Raw genomic sequence first — 14,195 nt, 5'->3', positions numbered from 1 at the left:
CGATATATTTTAATTATTTTATAAAAAAGGAATTGCTCATCCTGAACAACTCCTTTTTTCATATTTAAACAAGTTCTTTAATACGTATGCGATCGTTCCCAATAATATTTTCATATGTTTCACGTTCTACAACAATTTGTGATGTTCCGCCTTTTGCAAAGACTACAGCCGGTCTACGAATACGATTATAATTATTAGCCATCGAGTACCCATATGCCCCTGTACAAGAAATCGCTAGTAAATCAGAAGAAGCAACTTTAGGAAGATTAATATCCCAAATCAGCATATCTCCACTTTCACAACATTTCCCAGCAATCGAAACGAGTTCCTCATTTTCATCATTCCCTCGATTCGCCAACATCGCCTCATAACGTGCTCCATATAGAGCCGGCCTTAAATTATCTGTCATCCCACCATCGACTGAAACATATTTTCTTATGCCTGGAATCTCTTTCACCGCTCCGACTGTATAAATTGTTGTTCCCGCATCCCCTACAATACTACGCCCTGGCTCAATCCATATTTCAGGAAGCGGATATTCACATAATGTAAACTGCTCTCTCACCGTACTTGTTACAGCGTGCACATACGTTTCAAGTGTTAACGGTGTATCAGACTCCGTATAACGTATACCGAAACCTCCGCCGACATTTAATACTTTCACCACATAGTTTGCTCGCTCTCTCACTTCTTCTAAAAATTGACGTAGTACTTCAATTGCTCGAACAAAACCAGCCGTTTCGAATATTTGTGATCCGATGTGCGAGTGAATTCCTAGCACATTATAATTTGATTTTTGCAAAGCTAGCTCAATTGCTTGCATCGCTTGACCATTTGAAACACCAAATCCAAACTTCGAATCCTCTTGACCTGTTGTTATATATTCGTGTGTATGTGCCTCTACTCCAGGCGTTACACGGATTAATATGTTCACAAATTTCCCATGTTGCACTGCTAAATCATGTAAAATTTCTAATTCTAAGAAATTATCTACCACAAAACAACCAATATTTGCCTGAAGAGCCATAATCATTTCTTCTTCTGTTTTATTATTTCCGTGAAAATGAATGCGCGACGCCGGAAATCCTGCTTGGAGTGCAGTATATAATTCTCCTCCAGAGACAACGTCTAAAGACATATTTTCTTCACGAGCTACTCGGCACATCTCCATGCACAAGAACGCCTTGCTAGCATATGCTACTTGATAAGAGAAACCACTTTCTTTAAAAGCACGATGAAACGCACGACATTTCCCTCGAATAGACTCTTCATCGTATACATAAAGTGGTGTTCCGTATTGTTTTGCTAGTTGCGTCGTATCGCACCCTCCAATTTCTAAGTGTCCTTGCCCATTGATTCGGCTTGTGCCGTGTAAATACATTTGAATTCCTCCCTTATTTCCTCTAAAACTCATAACCCCAATCTTCTATTCATTGCAGCACGTTTTTAGATAGACAAAAAACGCGCGGAACAATGTTCACACGCGTTTCTTATTAGGAAAAATATATATTGAAAAAATAAACAAGTTGTTATCTTCTCAAAATAAGAAACCGCATCAACATCTCCAAATAGCTCTCCATAAAATAAATATTATGACAGTACTACATTTATTCAATGCAGTCCCAATATATGAATAACGTGGTCATTCTTATATTTCGGCAATAGTCCCTTTCAACCTATGATCACAGATTCCACTAAATCTCCCATAGCTTACTCTTTCCTATCGCGGCCTCTACCTTTGAGAGTAGATGAGGTAAGTCTATTTAATTTTCAAACATCTAATTGTTGCTATTAACAATACCAAAGGACCATTTTATTTGTCAAACAATTTTTTATATTGTTTTTTTACAGTTTAATTTCGTATCATTTGGTAAGCGCTTTATAGAAATTTTTGTAACAGTCCATTCTCCTTCTTCATTGTTAAATGTCATACTTATCTTCTCAAACGGCGGAAGTACTTTTCCACCTATTCCTGATTCATATTTCGTTATTTCAATTACTGCTTGAAATAAATATGTACCGCTATAAAGTTTTTTTAGACTAATAATTTTGGGACAATCAAACGGTTTTAATTTTCCATATTGTTTCTCAATCGCTTCATTCATTTTTGGAAATAACACAGAATAAAGAGCATCTTCCATGAGCGGTGCATCATATTGTGCTACTGATACACTCGGTGAAACAAAAAGCATAAAACTAATGCATACTATAAAATATAATAATTTCCGCATCATAACCTCCGTATCATTACGCGATACTTTCCATGTTTAACGAATGATAATAATCATACATAGAAATTCCATTTTATTGTCTCCCACTTCGCTTTTTCTACTCAATTGTTGCAAAAAAAGCCCACAACTCTCCTTTATTTTCGTATAATGATACTCATAGTATAATAATCATAATAATAAAGGACTGTTCGTATATATATAGTGAGACGATTTTCAAACAAACTCACAGGAACTGTCATGCTTTTAAGAGAGGAGTATATTATGCTACAACATCTGTTTCCAAAATTACGATTTGCACTCGTTGCAGTCGTTTTATTATGGATTAAAACATATATTGTGTACAAGCTAGCATTTGATATTAAAATTGATAATTTCTTTGAAGAATTTATGCTTTTTATTAATCCACTAGCTTCATTACTTTTATTTTTCGGTTTAGCTTTACTTGCATCTAAGTACCGAAACCGAATTATTATTGGAATTAGTTTTATACTGTCATTTATTTTATTTGGAAATGCAATGTTTTACGGGTTCTATAACGATTTTGTTACTTTTCCTGTTTTATTCCAAACAAATAATATGGCTGACTTAGGAACGAGCATTAAAGAGCTCTTTACGTACAAGACATTACTTTTATTTGCAGATGCAATTATTTTAATGTTTATTTCACGTAAATTCCCATCATTTTGTGACAGGACGCCACTTTCTCGTTCTGAGAAACGGACTTTCTTTAGTGGTGTAACAGCGCTATTGGCACTGCAAATTGCTGTTTCAGTTATTTATAAACCACAAATGTTCTCACGCTCATTTGATCGTCAAACTGTCGTGAAAAACTTAGGTTTATACACATATCATCTATTCGATATTACACTTCAATCTAAATCTTCGGCTGAACGTGTATTTGCAAGTGGCGACGGATTCTCCGAAATTAAAAATTATACTGACGCAAAAGATAAGCAAGTTGATAAAAACTTATTTGGAGCTGCAAAAGGTAAAAATGTAATTTTAATTTCAATGGAGTCTACACAAAGTTTTGTTATTAATAAAAAAATCAATGGAAAAGAGATTACTCCATTTTTAAATCAGTTTATAAAAGATAGTTTTTACTTCGATAACTTCTATCATCAAACAGGACAAGGTAAAACTTCCGATGCTGAATTTATCGTTGAAAACTCACTTTATCCGTTAGACCGTGGTTCTGTATTCTTTACTCATGCAACAAATGAATATACTGCCACACCCGAACAGTTAAAGAAATACGGATATTCTTCCGCTGTCTTCCATTCAAACGATAAAACATTTTGGAATCGTGATGTAATGTATCCTGCACTTGGATATGATCGTTATTTTAATTTAAATGATTACGTAGGCACTGAACAAATGTCTGTCGGTTGGGGATTAAAAGATAAAGAGTTCTTTGAACAATCTATTCCAAAGTTAAAATCTTTACCGCAACCGTTCTATACGAAATTTATTACTTTAACAAATCATTTTCCGTTTCTCTTAAGTCCAGAAGATCAATATGTTGATGAGTTTAATTCGGAAAGCGGTGTTCTAAACCGCTATTTCCCAACAGTTCGCTACACGGATGAAGCTCTCAAATTATTCATTAACCAATTAAAAGAAGAAGGACTATACGACAATTCCGTTATTGTCATTTATGGGGATCACTACGGCATTTCCGAAAACCATAATGCAGCTATGGCTCAGTTCCTTGGGAAAGACGCTATTACACCATTTGATTCTATGCAATTACAGCGCGTCCCCCTCATTATTCATGTACCGGGTCAAGAAGGCAAAGTTATCTCTAAAGTATCAGGACAAATTGATATTAAACCAACGCTGCTTCATTTACTTGGTATTAAAACGAATCAATCAGTTGAATTCGGAACTGACTTATTTATAAAAGAAAAAGATCCACTTATGGTAATGCGCGATGGTAGTTTTGTAACAGAGGATTATGTGTATACAAAAAATATGTGCTACAAAAAAAGCTCAGGTGAAGAGGCAGATGTAGCACTATGTCAGCCGTATATTGAAAAAGCAAAAACAGATTTAAAACTCTCTGACAAACTGATTTATGGAGATTTATTACGATTCGATCCTAACAATCGATTTAAAACTGGAACGATGACAACGAAATTTGAATAATGTAGGAAGCAACTTTGTGAAAAGTTGCTTCTTTTTTACTTACACTTCAAATCTTTCACAAATTGGGAATTTCTTTCGTACGAGAAAGAAATTTATGGTATGATAAAATAAGTAAACTTTCGTACACTAATTAAGAATTTATAACAGAAAGCAAGGGATCAGATTTTGTATAGAGCAGCTATTCCAAACTTATTTACGCTCGGAAATTTATATAGCGGATTCTTGTCAATCGGCTATGCATCTTTAGGATATTATAAATCAGCTGCTATTTTAGTACTTATCGGGATGATGTTAGATAGTCTTGATGGTCGTGTTGCTCGTTTATTACGCGTTGATTCACAAATGGGAAAAGAGCTTGATTCACTCGCAGATGTTGTAACATTTGGCGCAGCACCTGCTGTTTTAATGTATTACACATCTTTTTCCAACTACGGAATCATTGGACTATACATAGCGGGATTATTCCCACTGTTCGGAGCATATCGCTTAGCACGATTTAATGTAACACCATCTTCTACTTCCATGAAATATTTCACTGGAGTTCCGATTACTGCAGCTGGAGGGCTTGTCGCTTTCCTAACATTATTTTCAAATACCATTCCAAAAATCGTTCTTATTACAGTATTTGTAACGTTCGCATTTTTAATGGTGAGCCGAATTCGCATCCCAAGTTTAAAAGATGTACCAATTCCACGATATAGCATAATTATTACACTATTTTTAGTTGGAAGTATTATCACAATGTACCAAACAGGTTTTGGTAATTTTTCTGTTTTCTTATTCATTGCCATTCCACTATATATTTTGTATATGCTATCTCAATTCCTTAGACAAAGACCTTCTAAAAAAGCAAATAAAGAAAAATAAAAAGAAACCTTCCGAAATTGGAAGGTTTCTTTTTATTTTGTAACCAATACTTTTTGATTTACAGGTGTTACAGGTTCTTCACCGTTTAATACAGCTAAAATATTTCTTACTGCCATTTCAGCCATCGCATCACGCGTTTCAAACGTTGCATTCCCTACGTGAGGCGCAAGTACCACATTCTTTAATCCTTTTAGCTCTTCTGTAATTTTCGGTTCAAATTCAAATACATCAAGAGCTGCACCTTCAATTTCATTCGTTTTTAGTGCATGAGCAAGTGCAAATTCATGCATAATTGGTCCACGTGAAGCATTTATAATATATGCTGTTTTCTTCATCATTTTAAACTGTTCTTCATCAATCATATGATGTAATTTCGGATTATAAGCACAGTTAATTGTAATAAAGTCCGCTGTTTGTAATAATTCTTCCAATGTTACATACGTTGCTCCCAGTTCACTTTCAGCTTCTGGCTTACGATTTGGCCCTGTATATAAAATATCCATTCCAAATGCTTTCGCACGCTTTGCAACTGCCTTCCCTATTTCTCCAAGGCCAATAATTCCAATTGTCTTACCGTGCACTTCGCGGCCCAAGAAAAATAATGGTGCCCAGCCGTTAAATCCAGTTGTACGACATAACGTATCCCCTTCAGGAATTCTACGTGCCGCTGCTAAAAGAAGTGCAAATGTTAATTCTGCTGTCGCTTCAGTTGATACTTTCGGTGTATTCGATACTGCAATTCCTTTTTCTCCTGCATACGTAAAATCAATATTGTCGTAACCAGCACCGTAGTTTGCAACAATCTTTAAATTAGGTGCTGCATCAATAACTTCTTTCGGCACCTTTGTAGAAAGTAAACTTAACAATGCATCTTTATCTTTTACACGCTCTGTTAATTCATCTAAAGAAATTAACTCCTCTTTATCGTACATTTCTACATCATGATCTTTTAATAGTTCTAATCCGATTTCTGGAATTTTCCCTGCAACTAATATTTTCGCCACTACTAACACCTCTTCTATACAAAATAAGATATCTCTTATAATTCATTGTAAGAAATCCACATGTAAAAACCAAGGAATTTGATTATAGTTTTGAAAATCGACACTTTTTTACCCATAAGAAAAGAGGAGATTCATCTCTCCCCTCTTCTTACGCTTTCTCTTGCGATTCTTGCCCAAGCTTTGCATCTATTGTTCCTTCTGCAACTGTATCACTAATTTGTTCCTCGATAACTGAGTTAGCTGTATTATTCGTTTCAGAAGTATAAGCTTGATCTGCCGCTTGTACGTTTTGTTTATTTTGTTGTTTCGCCATTTTCCACCCTCCTTTTCATTCTTTCTTATTTTGAACAAAAAGGGTCGTTTTCATCAAAAAATCGTGTTTTATTTTGAAATTGTTACTTCTTCTTCAAGCAATCTCATCGTTCTTACTCGTTTCGTGAATGTAGCTATGTGAGAAATATCATGATTGCGTAATGTCTTTATATTCTCTTCCACATACCTTCCTAAATCATTCGGATAATGAGCATCTGAGGATAGAGTAATCGGAACTCCATACTTAGCTAATACTTGCAAATAAAGCGGACTTGGACACATTTCGCGCACAGGATAGCGATAGTACAATCCCGCATTTATTTCTGTTGCGGTATTTGTTTCCACTAACGCACGCGCAATTTCCTTATAATAAGAAAGCTGTTCATTCTCATCTAATCGGTAATTAAATACTTTTATGTTATCAAGATGAGCTATTATATCAAAGAGCTCAGAACGAACAGCACTTTCAACTGTAGCGAAAAACGTATGATATAAAGTATGTAACTCATGCGTATCAAAATACTCTTTCGTATCTGGATTATCAAATCCCCATCCATCTATAAAATGGACCGAACCGATTACATAATCAAAATCTCCTAGTGCTAGCAAACCTTTTAACTCTTGTTCCCCGCCGATAAAATAATCTGCTTCAATTCCAAGCTTAAGCGTTATCCCCCGTTTACTCCATCGCTCTTTTGCATCTTCAATCGCCTTTGTAAATTCAGAAATAGACGTTATTCTTACTTGATCTAACCATTCCTTCTGTAAACGACCAAGCTTTGAATGACTAATATCTACATATTTCTCATAATATCCTTGCGCCTCTCGAAAACGATATAAATGATCAACAATACCAACTTCTTTTATACCCTTTCGCAAAGCCTCTTCTAAATATAAATCAATCCATTTCGCTGTAAATGGACCTTCCTTCACACGTTTTTGCAGGCGTTCTTGTGTTTTCATAAGCCACTCCATAGAATGTTTTTCTTCTTTAAGCGGTTCAAAACATTGTAGTGCATCATTTATTTTAGCAAGCCAGCCTATTGAATAAGGTCCTTCTTCTAAATGAATATGATAGTCCACTTTCATACATATCCCCCCTATAATGTATCTATTTCTCTTCTGTCCCCTACTCTCGAAAGCTTTCCGTTTCGTTCTTTCACTTCCTTCATAACATCTTCTAATGATATATTTTTTTCGGCTAATAAAACAAAACAGTGATAAAATACATCCACCATTTCTTTCACTAACTCTTCTTTATCATTATTTTTAGATGCGATGATTACTTCGGAACATTCTTCACCAATTTTCTTTAAAATTTTATCTTCTCCTTTGGAAAACAAATAGTTTGTATATGATTCAGGAAGTGGACTTTCCTTTCGTTCTTCAATTGTTTCAAATAGTAATTTAAAAACATTTTCCATATGTATCCCCCTATATAATTTGGTAGTGAAAACACGTTTTTTCTCCCGTATGACAAGCAGGCCCTACTTGCTTTACGACAACAACGATTGAATCTTGATCACAGTCTAAATAAAGTGATTGCACATATTGGACATTTCCCGATGTACCTCCTTTATTCCATAACAATTGTCTCGAACGGGAATAAAACCATGTTCTTTTCGTTTCCAATGTCTTGTCATACGCTTCTTCATTCATATAAGCTAACATTAAAACTTCTTTCGTATCTTCCTCGATAACAACAGCTGGTATCAACCCTTTTGCAAAGTTAGGTTTCATAACCGCACCTCAACGTTTGCTTCTCTTAATTTTCGCTTTACATCCTGTACAGTCGCTTCACCATAATGAAAGATTGATGCTGCTAATGCTGCATCAACTGTTGTCTTTTGAAATACTTCTATAATGTGATCCACATGACCACATCCACCTGATGCGATTACTGGGACAGAAACGCTGTTTGAAATTGCTTCTGTTAAATGAAGATCATATCCGTTTTTCGTTCCATCTGCATCCATACTAGTCAACAAAATTTCTCCTGCTCCGAGCTGGGCAACGCGCTTCGCCCATTCGATTGCATCCATCCCTGTATTAAGTCTTCCACCATTTACGTATACATTCCATTTATCTTCTGCTACTTTTCTAGCATCAATTGCTACGACAATACATTGTGAGCCAAAATGTTCTGCACCTTCCTGGATTAACTTCGGATTTCTCACTGCCGCTGAGTTTATTGAAACTTTATCCGCTCCAGCTCTTAGTAAATTGTACATTCCTCTCACATTTGAAATCCCCCCGCCAACTGTGAGAGGAATGAATACTTTTGAAGCAGTTTTTTCTACAACATCTATAATCGTTTTTCGCCCTTCATGCGTCGCAGTAATATCTAAAAATACGATTTCATCTGCTCCCGCATCATTATATAATGCGGCTATTTCAACAGGATCACCGACGTCTTGTAACCCTATAAAATTTACACCCTTTACGACCCGCCCTGCTTTTACATCTAGACATGGAATAATTCGTTTCGCTAACATAGCTTTGTTACCTGTAACACTTCTTCTAAATCAATCGTTTTCTCGTAAAGTGCCTTTCCAATTATGACGCCATATATATTCATATCATTTAATTTTTTTACATCCTGAATAGATGCGACACCTCCAGATGCAATTACACGAATACCCACACTTTTTTGTAGTAACTCTAATTGCTCAAAATTTGGTCCTGCAAGCGTCCCATCTTTTGAAATGTCCGTAAACACAATCGTTTGAACACCTAAGCTTTCCATTTGCTTCGCTAAATCGATGTACGAAATTTCAGACACATCGAGCCACCCCCTTGTTGCTACGAAACCATTTTTCGCATCAATTCCAACTATGATTTTCTCCTTATATAGACGAACCGCTTCTTCTAAAAATGATTTATCGTAAAGGGCAGCCGTTCCTAATATCACTTTTTCTACACCTACTGACAACAACTTCTCCACTGCCGCGAGTGACCGAACTCCTCCTCCAACTTGCACCGGAATACGTACCGCCTTGCATATTTTTTCAATGACAGGTAAATTTACTGACTCCCCAGCAATTGCTCCATCTAAATCAACAACGTGTAGTATTTTCGCTCCAATTTTTTCAAATACTGTTGCTTGTGCGACGGGGTCTTCATTCATCACCGTTTCTTTACTAAACTCTCCTTGATACAGCCTTACGCATCGCCCTTCTTTTACATCGATAGCTGGGAAGATTTCCATGCTTCTACCACTCCTTTGAAATTTTTTAACATTTGCATTCCAATTTCACCACTTTTTTCAGGATGAAACTGTGCGCCAAATATATTTCCTTTTGCTACAAAACCAGGTACTTGCACTCCATACTCACTTGCCCCATACACAATTTCATTTGGACAATCTGCATAATAAGAGTGGACATAATATACGAAAGAACCGTCCTCTACTCCATTCCAAAGCGGTATTTCTCCATCTTTCTTCAACTCATTCCACCCAATATGTGGAATTTTATAAGGAACTTTTAACTTTCTAATGACACCTGGCAATAAATTTAATCCGTTACAGTCTTGTAGTTCCTCACTTTTTTCAAATAAAAGCTGCATTCCTAAACAAATACCTAGAAGTGGTTTTCCTGAACTTCCAACTTCTTTTAGCACACATACTAAATCTTTTTCTTCTAAAATGTCCATCGCCTTCGGAAATGCACCTACTCCCGGTAAAATAACGCCATCACTTCTCAATATTTCTTCTTTGTCATCCGTTACGATGTACTCTGCTCTAATATATTTTAATGCTTGTTCCACACTGCGAATATTCCCCATTCCATAATCTATAATAGTAATCAATTACAACATCCCTTTCGTTGAATTTACACCAGTAATGTTGGCATTTTTATCGACTGCCTCTCTAAGCGCTCGACCAAATGCTTTAAATAGAGCTTCAATTTTGTGATGTGTATTGCTTCCGTATAAAATGCGAGCATGTAACGTAATATTTGCAGCATGGGCAACTGCTCTAAAAAATTCTTCCGTTAATTCTGTGTCAAAATCTCCTAGCTTCGGATTTGTTAATTCACCTTGAAATACAATATATGAGCGCCCGCTTATATCAATCGCGACAAATCCTAAAGATTCATCCATCGGTACATACGCTGAGCCGTAACGATTAATCCCTTCTTTATTTTGCAATGCTTCTTTCAAGCAAGTTCCAAGTACAATGCCAACATCTTCAACCGTATGATGCGCATCGACGAATACATCACCTTCAGCTTCAACTTGCAAACCGAATCTTCCATGCCTAGCAAATAAAGTTAGCATATGATCAAAAAAACCAACTCCCGTTTGCACAGAAACATTCGTACTTTCATCGAGCTGCAAACTTAATTTAATCTTTGTTTCAGTCGTCTCACGTGCTTGACTAGATTGACGCATTATTCTTCCTCCTTAAACCTAATTTGGATTGCTCTTGCGTGTGCATGTAAGCCTTCTTTATTTGCAAGTTCTACAATATGATGCTGTACACTTCTTAACGCTCCTTCCGTATAAGAAACGAAGCTTGATTTTTTCACGAAATCATCGACGGATAACGGAGAGAAAAACCTTGCCGTTCCACTTGTCGGTAATACGTGATTCGGCCCCGCCAAATAATCTCCAAGCGGTTCAGGTGCATATGGACCAAGGAAAATTGATCCAGCATGCTTTACATAAGCTAGAGCATTCATTGGCTCTTTTATGTGTAGCTCTAAATGTTCAGGGGCGATTTCATTTGATAAGTGAAACGCCTCTTCTAAAGAAGGAACAATAAAAATTGCTCCATTTCTTTTTATTGACTCACGAGCTATTTCACTTCTTGGTAACGTCTCTAGCTGTCTTTCTATTTCTCTTTCTACTTCTTTAGCAAGCTGTACATTCGTTGTAATACAAATGGCAGTCGCTCTCACGTCATGCTCTGCTTGTGATAATAAATCAGCAGCAATATATTCGGCATTTCCTGTTTCATCTGCGATAACTACAATTTCTGATGGTCCAGCAATCATATCGATATTGACTATCCCATATACTTCTCGCTTCGCTAGAGCAACATATAAATTTCCAGGTCCAACTATTTTATCTACTTTAGGAATCGATTCCGTTCCATATGCTAGAGCAGCAATTGCTTGAGCACCACCGGCCATATAAATTTCATCTACACCTGCAAGACTTGCAGCAGCTAAAATATGCGGATCAATTCCTCCTTGCCTCGGCGGTGTTACCATTACAATTTTTTTCACTCCTGCGAGTTTTGCTGGCAATACATTCATTAATACTGATGAAGGATACGAAGCTGTCCCGCCCGGCACATATACACCTACATTTTCTAACGGCCGAATGAGCTGTCCTCTAATTACCCCTTCACTCACGCAATCGAACATAGATTGTCTTGTTTGCTTTTCGTGATACGAGACAATGTTTTTCTTTGCCTCTTCTAACGCTTCTAAAAAAGCTTGTTCTACAAACTTACTTGCTTGTTTTATTTCTTCTGCACTTACACGAAAATCTTTTATCTCTACACCATCAAACTTTTTTGTATAGAACGATACAGCTTTATCTTTACTCTCCCTTACGTTTTGAACAATTTCGCTTACACTTCTTTGAACAGTTTCTTCTATTAAATTAGCGCTTTCTCGTAGCAATTTTATTTTCGATAAAGCCTCTTGGAAATCTTCACAAACTATCTCCATTGAAAGTCCCCCTATTTCCCTGACAAAATTTCTTGTTCCATCATATTTATAATACCGAATATTTCGTCTTTTTTAGTTTTCAATGCAGCCTTATTCACAATCATTCGAGCTGATATAGAGCACATTTCCTCAAATACAATTAACCCGTTTTCTTGTAATGTTTTTCCTGTTTCAACAATATCCACAATTGCATCTGCCAAACCTAGAAGTGGAGCAATCTCTACAGATCCTTCTATTTTAATAATTTCTACATCCTCCCCTTTATCATGAAAATATGTAGAAGTAATGTGCGGATATTTCGTAGCAATTCGTTTTTTTCGATAACTCTTCGGATTATACGTAGGAATAGAAGCGACACAAAATTTACACACGCCTACTCCTAAATCCACCATCTCATATATATCTTTCTCACATTCCATTAATATATCTTTTCCAACGACTCCAATATCAGCTACGCCATGTTCTACATAAGTAGCAACATCTACCGCTTTCACTAAAATAAATGAAATGTTTGTGTTTTTACTTTTAAACACAAGTTTTCTTCCTTTATCTTTGAGCTCCGAACAATCAATTCCAATTTTCTCAAACAGTGGAATAACATGCTTTTCTAATCTTCCTTTCGTTAACGCAATTTGAATGTTACGCATGAAGCCTCTCCTTCTTTCTGGATGATCCATTTCTCTCTCCATACATATTCCACTAATGATTCACTCTTCGTCTCAACGACTGTCATTATTTTATTCTTGTTTGCAAATTGAAAAGTATCGTTTAAATTAGAGAATAAAGATAATTGGGCATTCTTCCCGTCCTTTTGAAGTAAATTTCGTAACCTTTCCGCTTCTGCTAATCTATTTAACTCATAATGAATCATAATATCTATTCTCTTTCGTTTATATGGTTCTTGCTGCTCTTGAAGTGCCTTAACTATTTGATTTACTTGCACCGCGAGCCCAACCGCTGGCATCATCTCTCCAAAATTTCCAATTAATTCATCATACCTTCCGCCACTAACAATCTCTTCTCCAATTTCATATATATACCCTTTGAAAATAACACCCGTATAATAATCCAAATGTTGAACCATACCTAAATCAATTGATATGTAAGGGCCATATCCTAACTGTTCAATTGTTTCATATATTTCTTTCACTCTTGCAATGGCCATTTTCATTTCATTACTTGAGGCGAGTTTTTCTGCTTCCTCAATAACATCTAAACTCCCGAATAACCTTGGTAGTTTCTCAAGTAATCTTACTGTTTCATCACACCGATCTAATTTTTTTTCTTCGATAAAATTTGAGAGACCGGCATAATTTTTACTCTCAATATATGTTCTAAGTAACTTCTCTTCTTCATCATGAATGGAGAGTTTTTTTACAATACATTTATATAACTGCACTTGCCCAATCTCAATTGTAAAAGATTGTACCTTCAATTTTTGAAGTGCTTGAATTACGCTTATGACACACTCAATTTCCGCTCTTACATTATCAATCCCGATAATTTCAATACCACTTTGTACCATTTCATTATATTTGCCAGAAAGCGACTCATTTGCCCGAAATACATTTCCACTATATGTCACTTTAAGAGGAGTGTCCCATCTCTGCGTTCCTATTACTCTTGCTAAAGGAATTGTCATATCTGGGCGTAAAACGATAATCCGCCCTTTTTCATCAAAAAATTTATACATCTTTTCTTCATCTATTGGCCTATTTTGAAATGCAAAAACATCGTAAAATTCAATTGTAGGTGTCCTTATTTCTTCATAACCTCTGCCTAAAAAGGTCCGTCTTAATTTTTGTTCCACTTCTTCAATTAACGTACATTCTTCGAATAAGTAATCCCTCGTTCCATTCGGATTTGCACGCTTCCACTTTGCCATCTCATTTCACACACCTCTCCCTCTTTAATGTATGCTCATTCCATTCACCTAAACCGAAAATAAA

16 protein-coding genes and 1 riboswitch are annotated in these 14,195 nt (G+C 36.0%); of the genes, 2 read left to right on the top strand and 14 right to left on the bottom strand.

The features are described 5' to 3' along the window. Positions 1-64 precede the first annotated feature (64 nt). Both lysA and EXW56_RS07150 read right to left on the bottom strand, forming a co-directional pair. Positions 65-1,381 (bottom strand): diaminopimelate decarboxylase, encoded by a 1,317-nt coding sequence (lysA, locus tag EXW56_RS07155; RefSeq protein ID WP_002201192.1) that lies wholly within the window; start codon positions 1,379-1,381, stop codon positions 65-67. A gap of 180 nt (positions 1,382-1,561) precedes the next feature. Next, positions 1,562-1,743: riboswitch (Lysine riboswitch) on the bottom strand. Positions 1,744-1,832: 89 nt separating this feature from the next. After that, complete coding sequence (locus EXW56_RS07150) at positions 1,833-2,231, bottom strand: DUF3888 domain-containing protein (protein ID WP_002158658.1); 399 nt, start codon at positions 2,229-2,231, stop codon at positions 1,833-1,835. Between the two features lie 261 nt (positions 2,232-2,492). Between EXW56_RS07150 and EXW56_RS07145 the strand changes: the two genes are divergently transcribed. Next, positions 2,493-4,379: an LTA synthase family protein gene (locus EXW56_RS07145; protein WP_199661121.1), complete on the top strand. Its 1,887-nt coding sequence runs from the start codon at positions 2,493-2,495 to the stop codon at positions 4,377-4,379. A gap of 165 nt (positions 4,380-4,544) precedes the next feature. Further along, positions 4,545-5,246, top strand: coding sequence for a CDP-diacylglycerol--serine O-phosphatidyltransferase (gene pssA / locus EXW56_RS07140; RefSeq protein WP_002158661.1), 702 nt, complete (start codon positions 4,545-4,547; stop codon positions 5,244-5,246). 32 nt (positions 5,247-5,278) lie between these two features. Here the strand turns inward: pssA and EXW56_RS07135 are convergent, their stop codons facing one another. From EXW56_RS07135 to EXW56_RS07080, 12 genes are all read right to left on the bottom strand, one after another. Beyond that, positions 5,279-6,250 carry an NAD(P)-dependent oxidoreductase gene (locus EXW56_RS07135; RefSeq protein WP_002201194.1) on the bottom strand — a complete coding sequence of 324 codons (972 nt, stop codon included), beginning with the start codon at positions 6,248-6,250 and terminating at the stop codon, positions 5,279-5,281. 148 nt (positions 6,251-6,398) lie between these two features. Next, positions 6,399-6,563: a YozQ family protein gene (locus tag EXW56_RS07130; protein WP_002158663.1), complete on the bottom strand. Its 165-nt coding sequence runs from the start codon at positions 6,561-6,563 to the stop codon at positions 6,399-6,401. A 68-nt stretch (positions 6,564-6,631) separates the two neighbouring features. Beyond that, a complete protein-coding gene (locus EXW56_RS07125) occupies positions 6,632-7,651 on the bottom strand; it encodes a histidinol phosphate phosphatase domain-containing protein (protein WP_215558210.1) in 1,020 nt (339 codons plus the stop codon). Positions 7,652-7,662: 11 nt separating this feature from the next. Beyond that, positions 7,663-7,986: a phosphoribosyl-ATP diphosphatase gene (gene hisE / locus EXW56_RS07120; RefSeq protein WP_002201196.1), complete on the bottom strand. Its 324-nt coding sequence runs from the start codon at positions 7,984-7,986 to the stop codon at positions 7,663-7,665. Between the two features lie 10 nt (positions 7,987-7,996). Further along, positions 7,997-8,302, bottom strand: a complete 306-nt coding sequence (gene hisI, locus EXW56_RS07115; RefSeq protein WP_215558209.1) for a phosphoribosyl-AMP cyclohydrolase — start codon at positions 8,300-8,302, stop codon at positions 7,997-7,999. After that, positions 8,299-9,057 carry an imidazole glycerol phosphate synthase subunit HisF gene (hisF, locus tag EXW56_RS07110; protein WP_002201198.1) on the bottom strand — a complete coding sequence of 253 codons (759 nt, stop codon included), beginning with the start codon at positions 9,055-9,057 and terminating at the stop codon, positions 8,299-8,301. The genes hisI and hisF overlap by 4 nt, the downstream gene beginning before the upstream one ends. Further along, a complete protein-coding gene (gene hisA / locus EXW56_RS07105; protein WP_002201199.1) occupies positions 9,051-9,770 on the bottom strand; it encodes a 1-(5-phosphoribosyl)-5-[(5-phosphoribosylamino)methylideneamino]imidazole-4-carboxamide isomerase in 720 nt (239 codons plus the stop codon). The genes hisF and hisA overlap by 7 nt, the downstream gene beginning before the upstream one ends. Next, the gene (hisH, locus tag EXW56_RS07100; RefSeq protein WP_002158669.1) at positions 9,743-10,372 is read right to left on the bottom strand and encodes an imidazole glycerol phosphate synthase subunit HisH; all 630 of its coding nucleotides are present in this window, start codon (positions 10,370-10,372) and stop codon (positions 9,743-9,745) included. The genes hisA and hisH overlap by 28 nt, the downstream gene beginning before the upstream one ends. Next, complete coding sequence (gene hisB, locus EXW56_RS07095; RefSeq protein ID WP_002201200.1) at positions 10,373-10,957, bottom strand: imidazoleglycerol-phosphate dehydratase HisB; 585 nt, start codon at positions 10,955-10,957, stop codon at positions 10,373-10,375. It lies immediately after the preceding gene. After that, positions 10,957-12,246 (bottom strand): histidinol dehydrogenase, encoded by a 1,290-nt coding sequence (gene hisD, locus EXW56_RS07090; RefSeq protein WP_199661117.1) that lies wholly within the window; start codon positions 12,244-12,246, stop codon positions 10,957-10,959. The genes hisB and hisD overlap by 1 nt, the downstream gene beginning before the upstream one ends. A gap of 11 nt (positions 12,247-12,257) precedes the next feature. Then, a complete protein-coding gene (gene hisG / locus EXW56_RS07085; RefSeq protein ID WP_002202661.1) occupies positions 12,258-12,893 on the bottom strand; it encodes an ATP phosphoribosyltransferase in 636 nt (211 codons plus the stop codon). Beyond that, positions 12,869-14,131 (bottom strand): ATP phosphoribosyltransferase regulatory subunit, encoded by a 1,263-nt coding sequence (locus EXW56_RS07080; protein WP_215558207.1) that lies wholly within the window; start codon positions 14,129-14,131, stop codon positions 12,869-12,871. Before EXW56_RS07080 ends, hisG begins: the two co-directional genes overlap by 25 nt. Between the last annotated feature and the right edge of the window lie 64 nt (positions 14,132-14,195).

The organism is Bacillus mycoides (assembly GCF_018742245.1).
Classification (GTDB): Bacteria; Bacillota; Bacilli; order Bacillales; family Bacillaceae_G; genus Bacillus_A; species Bacillus_A cereus_U.
The sequence above is the reverse complement of the archived record's forward strand: the minus strand, read 5'-3'. Positions and strand labels throughout refer to the sequence as shown.

What these genes read in the sequence shown, in the direction of transcription:
- lysA (WP_002201192.1), bottom strand. Translation starts at nt 1,381, where the DNA reads ATGTATTTACACGGCACAAGCCGAATCAATGGGCAAGGACACTTAGAA.
- EXW56_RS07150 (WP_002158658.1), bottom strand. Translation starts at nt 2,231, where the DNA reads ATGCGGAAATTATTATATTTTATAGTATGCATTAGTTTTATGCTTTTT.
- EXW56_RS07145 (WP_199661121.1), top strand. Translation starts at nt 2,493, where the DNA reads ATGCTACAACATCTGTTTCCAAAATTACGATTTGCACTCGTTGCAGTC.
- EXW56_RS07130 (WP_002158663.1), bottom strand. Translation starts at nt 6,563, where the DNA reads ATGGCGAAACAACAAAATAAACAAAACGTACAAGCGGCAGATCAAGCT.
- EXW56_RS07125 (WP_215558210.1), bottom strand. Translation starts at nt 7,651, where the DNA reads ATGAAAGTGGACTATCATATTCATTTAGAAGAAGGACCTTATTCAATA.
- hisE (WP_002201196.1), bottom strand. Translation starts at nt 7,986, where the DNA reads ATGGAAAATGTTTTTAAATTACTATTTGAAACAATTGAAGAACGAAAG.
- hisI (WP_215558209.1), bottom strand. Translation starts at nt 8,302, where the DNA reads ATGAAACCTAACTTTGCAAAAGGGTTGATACCAGCTGTTGTTATCGAG.
- hisF (WP_002201198.1), bottom strand. Translation starts at nt 9,057, where the DNA reads ATGTTAGCGAAACGAATTATTCCATGTCTAGATGTAAAAGCAGGGCGG.
- hisA (WP_002201199.1), bottom strand. Translation starts at nt 9,770, where the DNA reads ATGGAAATCTTCCCAGCTATCGATGTAAAAGAAGGGCGATGCGTAAGG.
- hisB (WP_002201200.1), bottom strand. Translation starts at nt 10,957, where the DNA reads ATGCGTCAATCTAGTCAAGCACGTGAGACGACTGAAACAAAGATTAAA.
- hisD (WP_199661117.1), bottom strand. Translation starts at nt 12,246, where the DNA reads ATGGAGATAGTTTGTGAAGATTTCCAAGAGGCTTTATCGAAAATAAAA.
- hisG (WP_002202661.1), bottom strand. Translation starts at nt 12,893, where the DNA reads ATGCGTAACATTCAAATTGCGTTAACGAAAGGAAGATTAGAAAAGCAT.
- EXW56_RS07080 (WP_215558207.1), bottom strand. Translation starts at nt 14,131, where the DNA reads ATGGCAAAGTGGAAGCGTGCAAATCCGAATGGAACGAGGGATTACTTA.